At 36.4% G+C, this 19,325-nt stretch carries 18 protein-coding genes; 8 read left to right on the forward strand and 10 right to left on the reverse strand.

Going from position 1 to position 19,325, the window contains the following annotated elements; all coding sequences use genetic code 11:
* Positions 1 to 4: 4 nt before the first annotated feature.
* Positions 5 to 748: an efflux system response regulator transcription factor AdeR gene (adeR, locus tag J536_RS11885; protein WP_032063000.1), complete on the reverse strand. Its 744-nt coding sequence runs from the start codon at positions 746 to 748 to the stop codon at positions 5 to 7.
* Between the two features lie 145 nt (positions 749 to 893).
* Between adeR and J536_RS11890 the strand changes: the two genes are divergently transcribed.
* The 3 genes from J536_RS11890 (at position 894) to adeC (ending at position 6,665) form a co-directional block, all read left to right on the forward strand.
* A complete protein-coding gene (locus J536_RS11890; RefSeq protein ID WP_032063001.1) occupies positions 894 to 2,084 on the forward strand; it encodes an efflux RND transporter periplasmic adaptor subunit in 1,191 nt (396 codons plus the stop codon).
* On the forward strand, positions 2,081 to 5,191 hold the full coding sequence (adeB, locus tag J536_RS11895; protein ID WP_032063002.1) for a multidrug efflux RND transporter permease subunit AdeB: 3,111 nt from the start codon (positions 2,081 to 2,083) through the stop codon (positions 5,189 to 5,191). The genes J536_RS11890 and adeB overlap by 4 nt, the downstream gene beginning before the upstream one ends.
* Before the next feature lie 76 nt (positions 5,192 to 5,267).
* Complete coding sequence (gene adeC / locus J536_RS11900) at positions 5,268 to 6,665, forward strand: multidrug efflux RND transporter AdeABC outer membrane channel subunit AdeC (protein ID WP_032063003.1); 1,398 nt, start codon at positions 5,268 to 5,270, stop codon at positions 6,663 to 6,665.
* 515 nt (positions 6,666 to 7,180) lie between these two features.
* Here adeC and J536_RS11905 read toward each other — a convergent pair.
* From J536_RS11905 to J536_RS11915, 3 genes are all read right to left on the reverse strand, one after another.
* A complete protein-coding gene (locus J536_RS11905; protein ID WP_032063004.1) occupies positions 7,181 to 7,417 on the reverse strand; it encodes a VF530 family DNA-binding protein in 237 nt (78 codons plus the stop codon).
* A 626-nt stretch (positions 7,418 to 8,043) separates the two neighbouring features.
* On the reverse strand, positions 8,044 to 8,586 hold the full coding sequence (locus tag J536_RS11910) for a cysteine hydrolase family protein (protein ID WP_032063005.1): 543 nt from the start codon (positions 8,584 to 8,586) through the stop codon (positions 8,044 to 8,046).
* Positions 8,587 to 8,626: 40 nt separating this feature from the next.
* Positions 8,627 to 8,926 (reverse strand): carboxymuconolactone decarboxylase family protein, encoded by a 300-nt coding sequence (locus J536_RS11915; RefSeq protein WP_032063006.1) that lies wholly within the window; start codon positions 8,924 to 8,926, stop codon positions 8,627 to 8,629.
* A 107-nt stretch (positions 8,927 to 9,033) separates the two neighbouring features.
* Here J536_RS11915 and J536_RS11920 point away from each other — a divergent pair, with 107 nt between their 5' ends.
* Entirely contained in the window at positions 9,034 to 9,981 is a 948-nt protein-coding gene (locus J536_RS11920) for a GlxA family transcriptional regulator (protein ID WP_032063007.1), read from the forward strand.
* A 77-nt stretch (positions 9,982 to 10,058) separates the two neighbouring features.
* Here J536_RS11920 and J536_RS11925 read toward each other — a convergent pair whose 3' ends face one another.
* Complete coding sequence (locus J536_RS11925) at positions 10,059 to 10,850, reverse strand: IclR family transcriptional regulator (RefSeq protein ID WP_032063008.1); 792 nt, start codon at positions 10,848 to 10,850, stop codon at positions 10,059 to 10,061.
* Positions 10,851 to 10,960: 110 nt separating this feature from the next.
* Here J536_RS11925 and J536_RS11930 point away from each other — a divergent pair, with 110 nt between their 5' ends.
* Genes J536_RS11930 through J536_RS11945 form a run of 4 tightly spaced genes read left to right on the forward strand, consistent with a single transcriptional unit; the run spans position 10,961 to position 14,452 of the window.
* Positions 10,961 to 11,383 (forward strand): hypothetical protein, encoded by a 423-nt coding sequence (locus J536_RS11930; protein WP_032063009.1) that lies wholly within the window; start codon positions 10,961 to 10,963, stop codon positions 11,381 to 11,383.
* Positions 11,384 to 11,440: 57 nt separating this feature from the next.
* Entirely contained in the window at positions 11,441 to 11,641 is a 201-nt protein-coding gene (locus J536_RS11935; RefSeq protein ID WP_050680425.1) for a hypothetical protein, read from the forward strand.
* 4 nt (positions 11,642 to 11,645) lie between these two features.
* Entirely contained in the window at positions 11,646 to 12,506 is an 861-nt protein-coding gene (locus J536_RS11940; protein ID WP_032063011.1) for an HlyD family secretion protein, read from the forward strand.
* Complete coding sequence (locus J536_RS11945; RefSeq protein ID WP_032063012.1) at positions 12,503 to 14,452, forward strand: FUSC family protein; 1,950 nt, start codon at positions 12,503 to 12,505, stop codon at positions 14,450 to 14,452. The genes J536_RS11940 and J536_RS11945 overlap by 4 nt, the downstream gene beginning before the upstream one ends.
* Positions 14,453 to 14,863: 411 nt before the next feature.
* Here J536_RS11945 and gorA read toward each other — a convergent pair whose 3' ends face one another.
* The 5 genes from gorA to J536_RS11970 all read right to left on the reverse strand — a co-directional run bounded on the left by gorA (position 14,864) and on the right by J536_RS11970 (position 19,302).
* Complete coding sequence (gene gorA / locus J536_RS11950) at positions 14,864 to 16,216, reverse strand: glutathione-disulfide reductase (RefSeq protein ID WP_032063013.1); 1,353 nt, start codon at positions 16,214 to 16,216, stop codon at positions 14,864 to 14,866.
* Positions 16,209 to 17,423: an MFS transporter gene (locus J536_RS11955; RefSeq protein WP_032063014.1), complete on the reverse strand. Its 1,215-nt coding sequence runs from the start codon at positions 17,421 to 17,423 to the stop codon at positions 16,209 to 16,211. Before J536_RS11955 ends, gorA begins: the two co-directional genes overlap by 8 nt.
* A gap of 242 nt (positions 17,424 to 17,665) precedes the next feature.
* On the reverse strand, positions 17,666 to 18,229 hold the full coding sequence (locus J536_RS11960) for a TetR/AcrR family transcriptional regulator (RefSeq protein WP_013197540.1): 564 nt from the start codon (positions 18,227 to 18,229) through the stop codon (positions 17,666 to 17,668).
* A gap of 96 nt (positions 18,230 to 18,325) precedes the next feature.
* Entirely contained in the window at positions 18,326 to 18,880 is a 555-nt protein-coding gene (locus J536_RS11965) for an OsmC family protein (protein ID WP_013197541.1), read from the reverse strand.
* 86 nt (positions 18,881 to 18,966) lie between these two features.
* Positions 18,967 to 19,302: a carboxymuconolactone decarboxylase family protein gene (locus J536_RS11970; RefSeq protein ID WP_013197542.1), complete on the reverse strand. Its 336-nt coding sequence runs from the start codon at positions 19,300 to 19,302 to the stop codon at positions 18,967 to 18,969.
* Between the last annotated feature and the right edge of the window lie 23 nt (positions 19,303 to 19,325).

Below are 19,325 nucleotides of genomic sequence, written 5' to 3' on the forward strand. Positions count from 1 at the left end.
TTATTTAGGCATCATCTTTTGCAGCTAGTGGATTATCGAGTCTATATCCTACGCCACGCACGTTAATTAACATTTGAAGTATTCCTTGTTCCTCCAATTTCTTTCTAAGCTTACTCACATGGCTATCTACGGTTCGTTCTAGTGCATCACTATCATTCATGCAATGATTCATGAGCTCACCACGTGTAAATACCTTGTGGGGCTGGTCAATCATGAAGGAAATAATTTTATATTCGGTCAGCGTCAGATTAAGCAATATTTTTTTATTTTCGGATTGAAGATAAACACTATGTGTGTCTGTATCAATTTCAATGTTTTTGTAGATTTTATTTTTAGTGGATGCTTTGTTTGCAAATTGAGTTCTTCTTAGCACTGCCTGAACTCTAGCAACGACTTCATTTGGGTTAAAAGGCTTAACCACAAAGTCATCTGCACCTATGCGTAATGCCATAACCTTATCAATATCTTGATCTAGCGCCGTCAGCATAATCACGGGAGTTTGAGCTTTCTGACGTATTTTATTTAACACGTCCCAGCCGTTGAGCTCGGGTAATTTAATATCAAGTAAGATTAAATCGATGGGTTGGCTAGCGTGCAATTCAATTGCTTGCTTTCCATTCATGGCACGAATAACCGTCATTCCTTCACGTTTTAAATAATTTTCAATAATGTCGCCAATATCGTAGTCATCTTCCACAACGAGGATAACTTTATGTTGGTAATCAAAAGAAAAAGAATGATCAAACATAGAAAATCTGGCTATACAAAATGCTTCAATTCATCATACGCTAAATTATCGATATTTCTCCACACTTACTCCACACTTTAGTGATTATCCCTACACACTCATCAAAAATAATGTCAGCATCAAAAACTCACTAGGTTTGGACAGTATGCAAAAGCATCTTTTACTTCCTTTATTTTTATCTATTGGGCTGGTATTACAGGGGTGTGGTTCAAAAGAAGCGGCTCAAGCTGAACCACCACCAGCTAAAGTCAGTGTCTTAAGTATTCAATCGCAATCGGTTAATTTCAGTGAAAATCTTCCTGCACGGGTACAGGCGTTCCGTACGGCTGAAATACGTCCGCAAGTCGGAGGGATTATTGAAAGAGTTTTATTTAAGCAAGGTAGTGAAGTTAGAGCAGGGCAAGCTCTATATAAAATTAACTCAGAAACTTTTGAGGCAGATGTAAATAGCAATAGAGCCTCACTCAATAAAGCTGAAGCTGAGGTGGCACGATTAAAAGTGCAATTAGAGCGTTATGAGCAGCTTTTACCAAGTAATGCGATTAGCAAGCAGGAAGTAAGTAATGCTCAAGCTCAATATCGTCAGGCCCAAGCTGATGTTGCTCAAATGAAAGCATTGCTGGCTAGACAAAATTTGAATTTGCAATATGCAACTGTTCGGGCACCAATCTCAGGTCGTATTGGGCAGTCTTTTGTCACTGAAGGTGCATTGGTTGGTCAAGGCGATACCAATACCATGGCCACAATCCAACAGATTGATAAAGTCTACGTCGATGTAAAGCAATCGATTAGTGAGTATGAGCGTCTACAAGCTGCTTTAAAAAGTGGTGAGTTATCTGCAAAAGGTGAGAAAACTGTCCGTATTTCTAATAGCCACGGACAGCCTTATAACGTCACAGCAAAAATGTTATTTGAAGACATTAATGTTGACCCGGAAACAGGTGATGTCACGTTCCGTATTGAAGTAAACAATACCGAGAGAAAACTACTCCCGGGTATGTATGTACGAGTTAATATTGATCGAGCTTCTATCCCACAAGCTTTATTAGTTCCAGCTCAAGCCATTCAACGCAATATTAATGGTGAGCCTCAGGTATATGTCATCAACGCTAAAGGGTCAGCTGATGTTCGTCCTATTGAAATCGGACAGCAGTATGAACAGTACTATATTGCCAATAAAGGCTTGAAAGTGGGTGACAAAGTCGTTGTTGAGGGTATTGATCGTATTAAGCCAAATCAAAAATTGGCATTGGCAGCATGGAAAGCTCCAGCAGTGGTCAGTCATGCTTCAAGTGTAGAAAAGAAAGCTTCTATAACTGAGGGGGCGCAACCATGATGTCACAATTTTTTATTCGTCGTCCCGTTTTTGCTTGGGTTATTGCGATCTTCATTATTATATTTGGATTGCTAAGTATTCCTAAACTGCCAATTGCACGTTTTCCAAGTGTAGCTCCTCCACAGGTGAATATCAGTGCGGTTTATCCCGGCGCTACAGCTAAAACCATTAACGATAGCGTTGTTACTTTAATTGAACGCGAATTATCGGGTGTAAAAAATCTACTCTACTATAGCGCGACAACAGATACCTCCGGTACAGCACAAATTACTGCTACCTTTAAACCGGGCACAGATGTGGAAATGGCTCAGGTTGATGTCCAGAATAAAATCAAGGCTGTCGAAGCTCGTTTGCCACAAGTTGTACGTCAGCAAGGCTTACAGGTTGAAGCTTCATCGTCCGGATTTTTAATGCTGGTCGGGATTAACTCTCCAAATAATCAATATTCCGAAGTTGATTTAAGTGATTATCTAGTCCGAAATGTTGTAGAAGAGCTAAAACGTGTTGAAGGTGTAGGGAAGGTTCAATCTTTCGGTGCAGAGAAAGCTATGCGTATTTGGGTCGACCCGAATAAGCTTGTTTCTTATGGTTTATCGATTAGTGATGTGAATAATGCAATTCGTGAAAATAATGTCGAAATTGCACCCGGTCGACTTGGTGATTTACCAGCTGAGAAAGGTCAGCTCATTACTATTCCGTTGTCTGCGCAAGGGCAATTGTCTAGTCTCGAGCAATTTAAAAATATCAGCTTAAAAAGCAAAACTAACGGTAGCGTAATTCGATTATCTGATGTTGCTACTGTAGAAATAGGTTCACAAGCCTACAACTTTGCCATTTTGGAAAATGGTAAACCTGCTACTGCGGCAGCAATTCAGTTAAGCCCTGGTGCTAATGCCGTGAAAACTGCCGAGGGTGTTCGAGCAAAAATTGAAGAATTAAAATTAAATTTACCGGAAGGCATGGAGTTTAGTATTCCTTACGACACGGCGCCGTTTGTTAAAATTTCAATTGAAAAGGTAATTCATACATTACTTGAAGCCATGGTTCTGGTTTTCATTGTGATGTATCTATTTTTACACAATGTCCGTTATACGCTTATTCCTGCAATTGTGGCACCTATTGCTTTACTCGGTACTTTTACCGTGATGCTGCTTGCTGGCTTTTCGATTAATGTACTGACCATGTTCGGTATGGTGCTTGCCATTGGGATTATTGTCGACGATGCGATCGTTGTCGTTGAAAACGTAGAAAGGATTATGGCGACTGAAGGATTATCTCCTAAAGACGCAACGTCTAAAGCAATGAAAGAGATTACCAGCCCGATTATCGGTATTACGCTGGTATTGGCTGCAGTATTTTTACCCATGGCATTTGCGAGTGGTTCTGTAGGGGTAATCTATAAACAGTTTACCTTGACCATGTCGGTATCTATTCTATTTTCAGCACTATTGGCACTCATTTTAACACCAGCACTTTGCGCGACGATTTTAAAGCCAATCGATGGGCATCATCAGAAAAAAGGCTTCTTTGCATGGTTTGATCGTAGTTTCGATAAAGTCACTAAAAAGTATGAGTTGATGCTGCTTAAAATCATCAAACATACTGTTCCTATGATGGTGATTTTTTTAGTGATTACCGGTATTACGTTTGCCGGAATGAAATTCTGGCCAACCGCATTTATGCCAGAGGAAGATCAAGGCTGGTTCTTGACTTCGTTCCAGCTGCCTTCAGATGCAACCGCAGAGCGTACCCGAAATGTAGTCAATCAATTTGAAAACAATTTGAAAGAAAACCCCGATGTAAAAAGTAATACCACCATTTTGGGATGGGGTTTTAGTGGTGCAGGACAAAACGTAGCTGTGGCTTTTACGACACTTAAAGACTTTAACGAGCGGACTAGCTCTGCATCTAAGATGACAAGCGCCGTTAATACCTCAATGGCAAACAGTACGGAAGGTGAAACTATGGCCGTATTACCACCTGCTATTGATGAGTTGGGTACTTTTTCAGGCTTCAGTTTACGTTTACAAGACCGTGCTAACTTAGGTATGCCTGCTTTACTGGCTGCTCAAGATGAACTTATGGCAATGGCAGCCAAAAATAAGAAGTTCTATATGGTTTGGAATGAAGGGCTACCACAAGGTGACAATATTTCTTTAAAAATTGACCGCGAAAAGCTTAGTGCGCTCGGTGTTAAGTTTTCTGATGTTTCAGACATCATTTCTACCTCGATGGGTTCAATGTATATCAATGACTTCCCGAATCAAGGGCGTATGCAACAAGTGATTGTACAAGTTGAGGCTAAATCACGTATGCAACTCAAAGATATCTTGAACTTAAAAGTGATGGGTTCGAGTGGTCAATTAGTTTCGTTATCAGAAGTAGTAACACCTCAATGGAATAAAGCACCGCAACAATATAATCGTTACAACGGACGACCATCTTTGAGTATTGCTGGTATTCCTAACTTCGATACGTCATCGGGTGAAGCAATGCGTGAAATGGAACAACTGATTGCTAAATTACCGAAAGGTATTGGCTACGAGTGGACAGGTATTTCCTTACAGGAAAAACAGTCTGAATCACAAATGGCCTTTTTACTTGGTTTATCAATGCTCGTTGTTTTCCTCGTATTGGCTGCACTCTATGAAAGCTGGGCAATTCCACTTTCTGTGATGCTGGTTGTGCCACTCGGTATTTTTGGAGCAATCATTGCCATTATGTCTAGAGGGTTAATGAATGATGTGTTCTTCAAAATCGGGCTAATTACCATTATTGGTCTATCGGCAAAGAATGCAATTTTGATTGTTGAATTTGCGAAAATGCTAAAAGAGGAAGGCATGAGTTTGATTGAAGCCACTGTTGCCGCAGCCAAACTTCGCTTACGACCAATCCTAATGACTTCTCTTGCATTTACGTGTGGTGTAATTCCTTTAGTTATTGCAACAGGTGCAAGTTCAGAAACTCAACATGCTTTAGGCACAGGGGTTTTTGGTGGCATGATTTCAGCAACCATTCTGGCTATTTTCTTTGTTCCCGTGTTTTTTATCTTCATTTTGGGTGCAGTAGAAAAGCTATTTTCCTCTAAGAAAAAAATCTCATCCTAAGTTCAATGCATCAGGGGAATACTTAATTTCCTCTGATGCTTCATATGCTCAAAATTTACTTTATTTGGAGAATACTATGTCTAAATCGGCAATCGTATCTCGTGGACTCATTCTTTCTACACTCTCAGTCACTTTAGTTGCATGTGTCAATATGCAAGCGCCACAGCCTGCAATCACATCTCATATTCCTCAAAATTTTAGTCAAAATCATTCTGGAAAAACGATTGCAGAAAAAAGTTATAAAGAGTTTATTTCTGATCCGAAATTATTACAGGTCATTGAAATCAGTTTAAATAATAATCGTGATTTGCGTACTGCTACGCTCAATATTGAACGTGTACAGCAAGAATACCAAGTCACTAAAAATAACCAGTTACCTACTATCGGTGTAATGGGGAGTGCAGTACGGCAAGTGAACCCATCTATTAATCCTAATAACCCAGCTTCAACATTTCAGGTGGGTTTAGGAATGACTGCATATGAACTAGACTTTTGGGGCCGTGTACAAAATTTAAAAGATGCGGCATTAAATAATTATCTGGCAACACAAAGTGCGAGCGAAGCAGTTCAAATTAGTTTAATCAGCAATATCACACAAGTTTGGTTAAATTATGCCTTTGCTCAAGCTAATTTAAACCTTGCAGAGCAGACTTTAAAAGCTCAACTTGATTCTTATCATCTTAATAAAAAGCGCTTTGATGTCGGTATTGATAGTGAAGTTCCATTAAAACAAGCGCAAATTTCGGTAGAGACTGCTCGAAATGATGTTGCAACTTATAAAACTCAAATCCAACAGGCAAAAAATTTACTGGATTTGTTAGCAGGTTATTCTGTTCCGCAGAATTTACTTCCGGATCATTCTATTCAAAATATTACCATTGAGAAAAACTTTGCAGCAGGTTTGCCAAGTGATTTATTAAATCATCGACCAGATCTTAAAGTTGCCGAATATGAGTTGCGTGCAGCTGGGGCCAATATTGGGGCTGCGAAAGCACGTATGTTTCCGACTATAAGCCTTACTGGTTCTACAGGGTATGCATCGACTGAACTTAAAGATTTATTTAAAACTGGTAATTTTGCATGGTCGATTGGACCTAGTATCGATCTACCAATTTTTGATTGGGGAACAAGAAAAACTAATATTAAAATTGCAGAAACTGACCAGAAAATTGCTTTAGCTAAATATGAAAAAGCCATTCAATCAGCTTTCCGTGAAGTTAATGATGCGCTTGCTACACATGCACATATTGGTGAACGATTAGATGCTCAACGTCGTTTAGTTTCAGCCACATCTGCTACATATAAACTATCGATGGCACGTTACAGAGCAGGCGTTGATAGTTATTTTACAGTTTTAGATGCCCAACGTTCTGCTTATGCAGCACAGCAGGGTTCACTTGCACTTGAGCAAATGAAACTAAATAACCAGATTGAACTCTATAAAGCTTTAGGGGGAGGAATATCTAAAGGCTAATATAATTTCATTTCGATCTTAAAAAAATAAGCTGCTGTATGTTTCCCAATCAGCTTATTTTTTGCTTTAGATGATGAAATTATGCGGGAAGCGATAGGTGATATTTTCCGCATGTACCCAGACATTGAAGTCATAGCCACGCAGACTTGCGTAAGCTCGACTGATACGCAAGTCGAGTTATGTTACTTAGGATACTCAGCAACGTGAATCTCTACGATTATAATTCACGTTGCTGAGCTGTAGCTACATACAGTGTTGTGTAGGCTACAGTCTTTAGACATTCTATTTAACTTATGTTCACCTAGAATCTAGTTCACAATTAAATTTATGTTTAATAAACAATAAATTTAATTATTTAGCACACTAAAGTGATAGCTTATAAAATATTTGGTTCATGAACCTAGCTATGAATACATATTTTCCTACTAAAAAGTTCTTAAGAATAGACTAAATTTGTCTAGGAGAGTGGTGTCAGTCCACCACTAATAAAAATGCTGAGGCTAGGCTCTTGATAGCTACGATTTCTGTTTGGCTTTTTGGCGTAAGACATACAAATATAAGTTTTCTACTTTTTCACGTGCCCATGGTGTGGTACGTAAGAATCGTAATGACGATTTAACACTTGGATCTATGCAAAAACATCTAATTTCAATTTTACGATTTAAGCCTTCAAAGCCACCGTAGTAATCCAATAACTCATCCAAAATATCAGCAATTTTTTTGCCATGTAAAGGGTCATTGGAGGTGTTCATAATAGATCAACCATATTTGGGGAGACCATCATTATAACCTGAGCTAGTTGAAAAATGAGGGGGTTGGAATTTAAACGCAATTAACATAGAAAATTACAGCTTATTTTGCTATCGATGTTTGCTGAAAATAGCAGGAAACATTCACTTGGGAGATTCTAGGCAGCCTTTTTGTGGAATGAGACCTCGAAGAAAACTTATTTAACTGAAGCAAACATAAAAGTGCATTACTAATTTGATAAATAATAAAACCTAATTTAATCTATATCAGAAATAATAAATAATATGACAGATGTTATTTATTTAACTTGTGGTTACCTAGAATAAAATTTATAAAGTAAAAAATAACCACATCCATTTAATTAAGGTATTTAGTTTATAAAAATAAAAATTAACTTCATGAACCAATAGGAAAATACTTGATAACTATCCAATTGAAAAAATAAGAACTTTAATTGTTCAAAAAATAAGGTTTTAAACTAATTGAATTAGTTAGTTTTGAACCAATTAGTAAAAAATAGAGTTTGTTCAGATAGAATAAATGATTTTAACCAACAATATAATAGCTACTTAAGTCTTACTAGAAAATAAAGAGTTACTCTCTTTTATACAAAGCAACTCTTTATAATTTAACTCAAGTATTCTGCTGTAGTCTTTATTTCAGCATAAGCAAAACCTAATGCAGCCATAAAAGCTGAATGTACTTGTTGTGCAGAGACTTTAGTCTCACCAAATTCCAAGTGCATGCGACCACATGCATCTTCAATTACTGTACATTTAAAGCCAAAATCTGATGCAGCACGTGTAGTAGCATCAATACAGATATGGCTCATTGCTCCAATAATAGTTATTTCTTCGATACCGTTTTTCTTTAAGGTATCTAGCAACTCAGTTTTTAAAAAAGAATTGGGATAATTCTTGGTAATGATAATTTCATTATCAAGTGGGGCGACTTCTTCAATAATTTTAACGCCATCTGTATTCGGTGCAAAAAAAGGTGATTCGGCCTCTAATGCTTCATGGCGAACATGAATAATAAAAGTATTCTTTTCACGAGCGTCAACAAGAATTTTTTTGGCGTTTTCAACAGCCTGATTAATATTCACTAAAGGAAGTTGACCCGTTGCCAAATATTCATTTTGTAAATCAACAATTACTAGAGCATGACTCATGTTATTTCTCGCTTTGAAAGGGGGATTAGAGAGGAAAGATTTAAAGTAAGTGACTTGCATGAGCAATTGCACCGCCAGCTCGCATTGCTCCGGCTAACATTGCTGCTTCTGCAATTTCTTCATCAGTTGCACCCGCTTGTTTTGCGCGTATTTTATGATCTTCAATGCAATATGGACATTGAGTTGTTAAGGCAAGGGCAATTGCCATCAGTTCTTTATATTTTGCAGGGATATGACCGTCTTTAAAAACAGCTTCATTAAAAGCTAAAAAAGTAGTAAATGCTTCAGGTGTTAGCTTACCTAATTGTTTAAGCTTTTCTAGATTTTTCATGTCGTACATAATCTATTCCTATTTTATATGTAGATCTCGATATAGCACAGAGCTTGACAAATTTTGTTAATTTGATTAATAGTCATTAATGACAAATTTATGGGGAAAAGTGACATATGGGGAATTTGGTTGAAATTGCTATATTGCTTTATCCAACTGCACATCTATCTTCAGTTGGCGGGCTTACAGATTTATTTAAATTTATAAATAATCAAGTTCCTTCTTCTCAAAGCCCTCAAGTCAAAGTAACTCACTGGCAAAGTGAAAATGACCAGATCATTAAAGTCTTTGATTCTCATGAAAATCATAAAAGCCAAATAAGTTTTGTTATTATTCCTCCTAGTTTTGAAGAGCCAGTTTCCCAGCAAGATGCTCAAATCTATGTTTTATGGCTCAAAGAGCTTTATCAACGCGGAGTAATACTCTGTTCAATATGTTCAGGTATTTTTATTCTGTTAGAAACAGGAGTGCTACAAGGGCGTACTGTTACAACACATTGGTCAAATATTACGACGCTAAAAACAAGGTCAACTCATCTGAAAGTGGATTGTAATAAGATGGTGGTTGATGAAAACGATATCATTACCACGGCAGGTCCAATGTCATGGATTGATATGGGATTTACACTAACTGAGCGTATCTACGACACTTCTTTTATGGTCAAGATGGCTCAATATCTCTTGCTTGATCCGCCCATACGAAAGCAATCATATTATAAAAATTTTGTTCCAAGCTTTGATCATGGAGACGAGGTAATTGTGAATGCACAACATTGGTTGCAAACACATTATAATGAGACGATTACAGTCGATATGCTGGTTGAGTTGACTCATTTAGAAAAGCGAACCTTATTAAGGCGTTTTAAAAAAGCGACTAATTTAACTATTGTTGAATATTGCCAAAATTTGAGAATTCAAAAAGCACAAGATCTTTTAATAACTACCAATTTGAGTTTTGATTCGATATCTTGGCAAGCGGGATATAAGGACAGTTCTTCATTTAGTAAAATGTTTTGCAAAAATATAGGCTTATCACCTATCGAATATCGAAAGAGATTTAAGTAGTTAGTTAAGGCTTTACTCTAAAAATATTGCTGTAACATAGGTTATATGAGTATTTACTTACAGCATATTCCGATAACTTAGTAAGTTGTTTTTTTATCAAGACCCAACTCCATCTCAATTCTCTGTTTATATTGTAAAAGTTGTTCAGAATACTGGTCACAATTCTTTTGAAAACGGACGGTTGGTACAGGTAATGAAATTGCAAAATTACCTACAATACTCTTGATGGCAATTGCAATTGTCATAATTCCTTCCAGAGAAATATCATCACTAATTGCAAAACCCTTATCTTGGATGAGATGGATCTTTTCCAATAAAGCTAGAATATTAGGTTTAGGATATTCAGAGCTATAATCCTGCACTGTTTCACTTTTTAAAATCTCAATAATTTGCTCATCACTTTCTAATGATAGTAAGGCAAGGCCTGCCGCAGAACCATATAGTGGAATGTTTGCTCCTAAACGTGGTGTGACTTGTAGTTCTCTGTCAGAAATGAGTCGATTAATAATTAAGAGTTGTGACCTGCTATTTATAGAAAGAACCACAGTTTCATTTGTATCGTCTTTTATATGGCGCAACCAAGTTCTAGTAATAGAAATTAATTCTGAATGACTTGAAGAAATTAAACGTAATAGTGCGGAACCTAAAGAAATGCCACGTTCACCCTCTACTCGAATATATTGAACGGATTCTAAAGTATTGACTAAACGCTGCACTGTAGAGCGAGGTAAATCGATTTGTTGAGCAATTTCCCCTAAGCTCATTCCTTCTGAATTTTTACCTAGCAAATTGAGAATATTTACAGCTTTTATAAGCGCCTGCACATTTCCATTTTTTTCTTCATCTTTTGGATTTACCACCTCATTCATAAACAACCTCTATTATTAATCTTTTAGTATTGGTACAGCATACCACATTGCGGTACAGTGAAAAAGGGTGTAGTATTTTTGGTACAGTGTACCGAAATTGAGTATTTTTTATGATTACAAATGATTTAACTCACTTTCCTTTAGTGATTACAGTTTTTGATTCAGCACCAACCATTGAGCAACAAAAGGTTTTTTTTACTCAATGGACGCGTTGGTTTAAGAAGAAACAAAAATTTGTCACCTTAAGAATATATAAAAATGAAAATGCCCTACAACGACCTGATGGAAGCGGTCAAGAGACAAAACAGTGGATGGAAAATAATCGTGAAAATATCCAACAATCCGTTGTTGCGATGGCGAATGTCCTACCAGAAACTACGGAGAATCAGCGGGGAAGTAAGTCTCGACTGGGAATCCCAAACGATAACTTCACTCAGATTGAAGAGGCAATGGATTGGTTGTTTGATCATTTAGCATTAGCAGATATCAATATTGACCGCCAATCAGTACTAAATACGATTGCAAAGTTATGATTTTTTTTATTAATTGCAATCTATCCGCAGTTTATATTTTCAAAGTGGTGTTAGCTCATGCTTAAAGAGTTTGCTATGGGCGACCTGTTATTTACTCCTATGGCGATTTTTACCATTATGGCATTGATCGCCACTATCATCACCCACTTTATTCTGCCTGAGCATGTTATTGCTCAATTTCTAGTTCAGCGAGCATGGCTCAATATTCTGTTTTTTATCTGCTATCTCGCCTTATTCATGTATGTCTTTGGAGCATAATTTCATGGCTTTCAATATACGCAGAATATTAATTACGATCATGTTGATTGTAGTTGCGGCTTTTGCACTGATGTGGATCTGGAACCATTATCTACATTCTCCATGGACACGAGATGGCAGGGTTCGTGCCAACATTATTACGATTGCACCTGATATTTCAGGTTGGGTAACACAACTTCATGTACAGGACAATCAGGATATTAAAAAGGGTGACCTAATTTTTACCATGGATAGCAAACGCTATGCGGCAGAAGTTACAGAGCGGCAGGCAAAAATGCAACATGCTTTAGAGACATGGAATTTAGCCAAGGCACAATATCAACGACGTAAATCTTTAGGTAGTGCTATTAGTGCGGAAGAATTGGATAACGCCAGAATGAATATGGCGTTAACCAAATCTGAGTATGAGTTGAGCCAGGCTGAACTTGCTACGGCTAAAATTAATCTTGCCCGTACTAAAGTTTATGCGCCAGTTAACGGTACAATCACAAATATCAGTTTAAGTCAGGGAAATTATGTTACTCAGGGAAAGGCAGCATTATCTATCGTTGAAAAAGATTCATTTTATGTGACAGGATATTTTGAAGAAACCAAGTTGCCCCTAATTCATGTTGGACAGAAAGCCAAACTTACCCTAATGAATCATACTGATCCCTTAACAGGTACAGTTCGAAGTATAGCTAAAGGAATTGCAAATAATAATACAAATACCGATCAACAATTGTTGCCAAATGTTCAACAAGCTTTCACATGGGTGAGACTTTCACAAAGGATTCCAGTCGATATTAAGTTAGACCATTTTCCTAAAAACACACTAATCAGTGCAGGGATGACCGTCTCCATAGAATTGGAGAAAAATCCATGAATAGGCAAATGCTATCTCCGACTTTAGAACATTTTTTAATGCCTAATAAAGCAACCCTTTTGTTTGCATTAAAGGGGATCGTTGCAATTGGCATGGCGTTAAGCATTGCAATGTATCTAGCTTTAGATAATCCATTTTGGGCTGCGATTCCTGCGGTGATGTTGCAGGCCAGACCCCATTCTGGTTTTGTTATGGAAAAGGCATTGTTCTTGGTAGCTAGTTCACTGGTGGGAGCAGTGTTGGCTTTTCTTATTCTGGATTATTTCATTCATACCCCTGTTTTAGCAATTGGTCTATTAACATTGATAGTTGCTATCACTTCCTATTTTGGAGTAACGGTCAGGCATGCCAATTTTGTTTTCGGTCTAGCCCTAATTCCAATTACAGCCAATATGATTGTTTTATTTGCAATTTCGCATATTGAGATGATCAGCAGTCAAACTATTTTTAATATCGCTTTTGCCCGAGTTAGTGAAGTAATGGTAGGGGCTGGGTGTGCTATATTTTCCAGTGCTTTGCTTTTTCCATTGCGCATGAAAGATATTCTAGCTTCACATACAAAGTTACTAGTCACTCATTTACAAACTTACTTAATTTTGAGTTTTGATCCCGAAAAAAATCCAGAAGATAAAGAACAACAGTTGAAAATATTATTGGGAATAATAATTCTTATTAATGATGATTCTAGCCCCAGTTTTTATGAACATCGCTCTAATATGCGACGTGCATTATATATGATTAATCAGAGTATGCAGCTAATTGCTCTGACAAAATCATTGAATGTTATTTCTAAACAACAGAAAATTAATCCTTTATTGGGTCAATTTAAAAAAGTATGCTTACAACAAAACTTAATTGCCCATCATAATGGAATTCAACTCATCAAATTACAGCTGGATCATTTAGAAGATCTATATCTAAAAAATACCCTTCATAATATATTTGAAATTTATGAAAATATTCTGTTGGCTGAGCTCGAAAGTCAACGATGGAGCTCAGATGCATCAAAGTATTATGCTCAACGTTTAAAAAGCCATCGTGATATATTATTTGGTTTTGTATCATCATTTCGAGTTGTTGTGACTTATCTGATGTGTGTTGCAATTTGGGTTGTAAATGATGGAGCTTCAAGTTTGTTAATGATGGTAATTTTACCTATTTTATTTTCCCAAATGTTTGTTCATGCTCCTAATCCAAGTCTTATTGTTATAAAACTTTGTAAAGGTGCTTTATTATCAATTCCTTTTGCTTTGTTAATAGTATTAGGAAGCGCAGCCAGTATGACTGGTTATTTAGAAATATTTTTACTGATTTTTTTACCCTTTTTATTTATTGGTTTAATGGCAATGACTAATCCATCAATAACACCTTATGGATTAGGATTTTGTTTTTCAATGATTACATTAGTTCAACCGAGTAACCATATGAAATTTGCCATAGATCAATCTTTAGTAATGGGGTTATCAATGGCTTTAAGTATGCTGATTACTGCACTCTTTTTTCAATTAATTCCGAAAATATCACCTTTTATATTGCAGAAAAGAATTATCCATGATATTGCTGAGGAAATAAAAAAAATTGGAGAATATAAAAGATATAGTCATGAGAAATTTAATAAAAATATTGGGGAAAAACTATTTTTCTTAAGTGCTTATCAAAAAAATACGATTGAATCCAACCAATTATTTAAATTGGGTATTTTGGAATTATTGGCAGCTTACATCCTATTAAATATAGAGCAAGAATTAAGACTTGAGAAACAGTCTAATATTTTTAATAACATTCGTGATTATACTTGTCAGATATTTCAACTTTCTATTGAGAATAAATATTCCTATAGACAACAAGTGATACAGGAACTTGAGAATATATTGGAAAAATTATCTGATGAAAGCTTAGGAAAAATGCAAGCCAAAAACCTAGTCCAGTATTTTAAAGAAATTTAAAAATGGTAGTAAAATTATTTTTAAAATAAAAAATATATTTAGGCTTGCCCTCATGTTCCTTTTAAGGTTCATTATCTCATTAATAGTAATTTTTCTGAAAGCATCTTGTAAAATTTATTCCCCTTCAGATAAATCTGCTGATTTTGAATGTCTAAAACCAGTAATTGGGTAGCCATATGGAGGCCCAGAGATGCAAGCTTTTCTCAGACTCTCTACTAAATCGTCATAACTTAAATTAAAAGAATTTTCACTTTTAAAAATATAAACCCTATTGTTACCTGCTTTATGTTTCGATTAGTGTAAAGGCAATAAAAAAGCTCTCAATTTGAGAACTTTTTTATTAAATAAACAATTAGGCTCTACTTTTACAAATAGACATGAAACCATTTACTTATTCATTTAAGAATATAACTAACGCATCGTCACGAACTCTTCAGATGATGTAGGATGAATAGCAACGGTATTATCAAAGTCTTTTTTAGTTGCCCCCATCTTTAGAGCGACTGCAAAGCCTTGTAGAATTTCATCCATATTCAAACCAATCCCGTGGATACCAACAATTTTTTCCTCTACACCAACACATATAAGCTTCATTTTAGTGAGTTGTTTATGTTGTGCCACTGCGTCGTACATTGCTGTAAATGAAGATTTGTATACTTTAACCATATCTTTGCCAAATTCTTCAATCGCTTGTTTTTCGGTTAATCCAACTGTTCCAATAGGCGGGTGACTAAATACTACAGTGGGGATATTGTTGTAATCTAAGCATTCATTAGGCTTGTTATTAAATAACCGTTCTGAGAGCCTACGTCCGGCAGCAACTGCAACAGGTGTTAATTCAACCTTTCCAGTAATATCTCCAACTGCATAAATACCAGCGTGTGTTGTATTTTGGAACTTATCAACTTTGATAAACCCTTGTTCATCCAATTTTATATTTGTTAATTCAAGTTGGAGAGCTTTGGTATTGGGTTTCCTTCCAACAGCCCAAATAAGACAATCTACAACTTGTTGAGTTCCATCTTTTAAATGCAACATGATAGAACCGTTTTCTAATTTTATTACTTTACTGATTTCAGCATTTTTATGAATTTTAATATTCTCACTCTGCATATTTTCTAATAATGCTTCTCCTAAGAACTGATCTAGATTACGTAGGAGTTTTTCGCGTCGAATAAAAAGCTGGACATCTGAACCTAATGATTTGAGGACACCAGCTATTTCTACTGCAATATATCCTGAACCCACAATAGCGGTACGTTTTGGTAATACTTCTAAATCAAAAAAGCCATTTGAGTCGATACCATGTTCAGCACCTTCAATTGCAGGCCAACTCGCTTCTGTACCAGTAGCTATGAGAATGTGATTAGCTGTTAATAAATCTCCGTTTACTTCAATTGTGTTTTTATCAATAAATTTTGCAAACCCGTGTATGACATCAACATTATTTTTACTGAGGATATTGTTATAAGAGGTGTGAATTCTTTCGATATATGCCTGTCTATTTTTAATAAGTTTCTGCCAATCAAATGATTTTACTTCCGTAGTGAAACCATATGACGGCGCATATTGACGAATTGCGTCAGCAATATGAGCAGCGTACCACATCACTTTTTTAGGGACACAGCCAACATTAACGCATGTGCCACCAATATCTCCCGCTTCAATTAATGCACATTTTTTTCCATACATGGCTGCTCGATTTACAGAGGCTATACCGCCACTGCCTCCACCAATTGCAATATAATCGTAATGTTTAGACATGGATAACTCCTTTATTTGCTGAATAGTAGAATCCAGCAACACCTAGAATGGGGCCAATCAATAATATCCATGCTGAATCCAAGCCAATTATTTCAAAGGCATAGGTTGTCAATGCAATAGATATGATAGTCAGTGTAAAACCAATTGAATTTTGAATAGCTAATGCCGCACCAACTTTTTCGGATGGACAAGATTGGGCGGAAAGCGCAGAGAATTGCGGTGAGTCTGCAATAACAGAGGCTCCCCAGATCGCAAATAAAACCAATAAGAACCACGCAGGTAAAAAACGCCAGCCTAGAGCAAATACCAAGCAACTAAAACCTGAGATAGATAAAGATCCTATAGCAACATATCTATTACCTATATATTTAGAAAGATATCCGCCCACCAAGCAACCAATTGCTCCACATGCCATTACAAAAAAAGTAAGGAGCGAAATGTTGTTGTATCCCAATTTTTCTGGAATACCTGATTTAGCAATAAATAAAGGAATAATCGTCCAAAAGGCATATAATTCCCACATATGACCAAAATAGCCTATAGCAGCTGCACGAAATTTTCGAATTTTGAAAACCTGAAAAGTACCACCTGATGACACTATATTTTGTGGTTTTGGAGAGACTGTTGGGTCTCCTAGCCGGTAAATTAATAAGGCTGCAATCAATGCAAGACTTGAAGAACAGATCATGACTGTTTGCCAAGCAAAATGAGTGGGGAAACTATTAATAAAATAGGGAAGAGCCGTGCCTAATGTCAGCATAGCAACTAATTTTGCTAGTGCTCGCCCAGCCTGATGAGGTGCCCATAGAACGATAAGTTTCATTCCGATTGGATAGATCCCTGCAAGACATAATCCCACGAGAAAACGATATATAAGGGCATCAATAAGTCCATGAGCGAACCATGCAAAGCAGAAATTAAAAAAGGCGCCTAATAGTGCTGAACAAACAAAAATATGGCTGGCTTTAAAGCGGTCTGCTATTTCTGTATAAGCAAATACAAAAGTTCCAATGATAAATCCTGCTTGAACAGCGTTGGTAATCCAACCAATATCTGCAACTGTTATTTGCCATTGTTGCATTAAATCTATTGCTGCACTATTTGCACTAAACCACAATGATGTGGCCAATAATTGAGCCAAACTAATAATAGTAGTGGCATGTAAGCCATAAATTTTTTTATTATTCTGAATGTTGTAACCTACCATATAGGGGCACTCCCATTTAGGTAGACTAATATTTAAAGTACTACCATAAAATTAGAGATTGTCCGATGGATATTTCATCTGACATAAAAATTAAACTAATTTTGTTGGGATAGTCATAGCGGGTGCTATATATGGACGAATATAAAGGGAATGCTTTATTTAAAGCATTCCTATATTTATTTACTTTTATTAGAAATAGATTAGATATTTGAATTAAAAAGATTTAAATATCTGAGCTAATCTTAAGAAAGCACGCCAACAATTTTTCCTATTACCTTAGGATCAAGCTCTGTCCCTTTATTCATTGCCCATCTTACAAAACTACTTCCTTCCATTAAACTCAATAATTGAAAGGCTTGCTGATTTGCATCACCTTCGGCAAGTTCTCCATTTTCTACACCTAAATGGATGATTTTTTCTATCCAAGATAATTGGATTTCAAAATACTTTCGAGTTAACTCCTGCATGCTCTCTGGTAAAACAGCCATTTCAGCAGCAAGAGCTCCACATAACGGTAACATTCCTTCAGACATTGAGCTTCTAAATAAGGAAGCAAAGGCACAAAGGCGTCCGAATGCATTAGGAAAATCACGTTCGATTTTTTCAAAATCTTGAATAGTCTGTTCAATATATGTTTCGACTATTAAAATTCCTAAATCTTCTTTTTTGGGAAAATAATGATGAATACTGGCTTTTTTAATTCCAACAATCTTCTCTAAATCAGCATAACTAAAAGCAGCATAACCTCTTGATCTCAACATAAGCTCTGCTGAGTTAATTAAACTTTGGCGAGTATCAATGGTCATATTCGTAGTTCCCAGATTAGAGAGATTTGGCGGCATACTATAGCATTGTTGTTAAAGATGAATCATCAGATTAACGAGTATGCCACCCATCACATATTATTTGTTTGCAATCACTAATTGCGGTTTCATTTGAATTGATCGTGAAAAATTGGCGAAATTTGGTGAAGTTTTAAGAACAGCACTATGTATTTCATCCAATTGTTCTTGTGTCCCATCTGTATCAATAACTACAGTGTATTGGACTTCATCATATCCAGGATTAATTTTTTCATCTAAGCCTAAGAAACCTCTGAGATCCAGCTCTCCAGAAGTATCAATTTCTAATGAATTAATCTTGACACCTTTAGTAGCAGCAATAGCTACATAAGCAACTGTAAGACATGCATTAAGTGCCGCCATCAATAATTCTTGTGGGTTAGGTGCACTATCTGTTCCTAAAATTTCATGAGGTTCATCAGCAGCTATATGGAAGTTACGTTCATAAGTCTTACCAAAAAGTTCATAAGATTTCACAGTGGAAACAGAACGTGTTTGACCCGCCCATCTTGTTTGTACGTTAAAACGAGCTTTTGAAGTGGTAGGATTCTGGCTTACTCTATCTGCAAATTGTTGAAAAGCATTTAGATCAATTTCATTCACTACATTGTTCATTATAGAACTCCAATTAAGATATAAATTTTGGTGAATGGAGAATAATTTCCCCATTACTAAGCTTGTTTATGTAACCTCTAGTGAAGTTACATTTCGTCATAAGCATCTAAAGTTCGTGCTGAGTAAACATAGGCTGCACCAGCATTTAAAGCGATAGCAGTTCCTAAAGCTGCCGCAACTTCTTCTTTTGTAGCGCCTGCTTTTTTAGCTGCGCCCGCATGAGCTGATATACAACCATCACAACGCGTAGTAACTGCTACTGCCAACGCAATTAACTCGTGAGTTTTTGCGTCGAGTACTTTATTTTCACGCGTCGCAACTTCTAAGTTGTGAAAAGCAGTGGCAACGGGTTTATTTGCTTTTGCAAAATTACCAATATTTTTAACTAATGCAGATAATCTGTTAGTCCATTCACCGTTCATTTTTGAAACCTCATCATTTATTA

The organism is Acinetobacter sp. 809848, from assembly GCF_000581275.1.
In the GTDB taxonomy this organism is placed as follows: domain Bacteria; phylum Pseudomonadota; class Gammaproteobacteria; order Pseudomonadales; family Moraxellaceae; genus Acinetobacter; species Acinetobacter pittii.

Excerpts from the sequence above, each read along its gene's own strand:
- adeR (WP_032063000.1), bottom strand. The coding sequence starts at position 748 with ATGTTTGATCATTCTTTTTCTTTTGATTACCAACATAAAGTTATCCTC.
- J536_RS11890 (WP_032063001.1), top strand. The coding sequence starts at position 894 with ATGCAAAAGCATCTTTTACTTCCTTTATTTTTATCTATTGGGCTGGTA.
- adeB (WP_032063002.1), top strand. The coding sequence starts at position 2,081 with ATGATGTCACAATTTTTTATTCGTCGTCCCGTTTTTGCTTGGGTTATT.
- adeC (WP_032063003.1), top strand. The coding sequence starts at position 5,268 with ATGTCTAAATCGGCAATCGTATCTCGTGGACTCATTCTTTCTACACTC.
- J536_RS11905 (WP_032063004.1), bottom strand. The coding sequence starts at position 7,417 with ATGAACACCTCCAATGACCCTTTACATGGCAAAAAAATTGCTGATATT.
- J536_RS11910 (WP_032063005.1), bottom strand. The coding sequence starts at position 8,586 with ATGAGTCATGCTCTAGTAATTGTTGATTTACAAAATGAATATTTGGCA.
- J536_RS11915 (WP_032063006.1), bottom strand. The coding sequence starts at position 8,926 with ATGTACGACATGAAAAATCTAGAAAAGCTTAAACAATTAGGTAAGCTA.
- J536_RS11920 (WP_032063007.1), top strand. The coding sequence starts at position 9,034 with ATGGGGAATTTGGTTGAAATTGCTATATTGCTTTATCCAACTGCACAT.
- J536_RS11925 (WP_032063008.1), bottom strand. The coding sequence starts at position 10,850 with ATGAATGAGGTGGTAAATCCAAAAGATGAAGAAAAAAATGGAAATGTG.
- J536_RS11930 (WP_032063009.1), top strand. The coding sequence starts at position 10,961 with ATGATTACAAATGATTTAACTCACTTTCCTTTAGTGATTACAGTTTTT.
- J536_RS11935 (WP_050680425.1), top strand. The coding sequence starts at position 11,441 with ATGCTTAAAGAGTTTGCTATGGGCGACCTGTTATTTACTCCTATGGCG.
- J536_RS11940 (WP_032063011.1), top strand. The coding sequence starts at position 11,646 with ATGGCTTTCAATATACGCAGAATATTAATTACGATCATGTTGATTGTA.
- J536_RS11945 (WP_032063012.1), top strand. The coding sequence starts at position 12,503 with ATGAATAGGCAAATGCTATCTCCGACTTTAGAACATTTTTTAATGCCT.
- gorA (WP_032063013.1), bottom strand. The coding sequence starts at position 16,216 with ATGTCTAAACATTACGATTATATTGCAATTGGTGGAGGCAGTGGCGGT.
- J536_RS11955 (WP_032063014.1), bottom strand. The coding sequence starts at position 17,423 with ATGGTAGGTTACAACATTCAGAATAATAAAAAAATTTATGGCTTACAT.
- J536_RS11960 (WP_013197540.1), bottom strand. The coding sequence starts at position 18,229 with ATGACCATTGATACTCGCCAAAGTTTAATTAACTCAGCAGAGCTTATG.
- J536_RS11965 (WP_013197541.1), bottom strand. The coding sequence starts at position 18,880 with ATGAACAATGTAGTGAATGAAATTGATCTAAATGCTTTTCAACAATTT.
- J536_RS11970 (WP_013197542.1), bottom strand. The coding sequence starts at position 19,302 with ATGAACGGTGAATGGACTAACAGATTATCTGCATTAGTTAAAAATATT.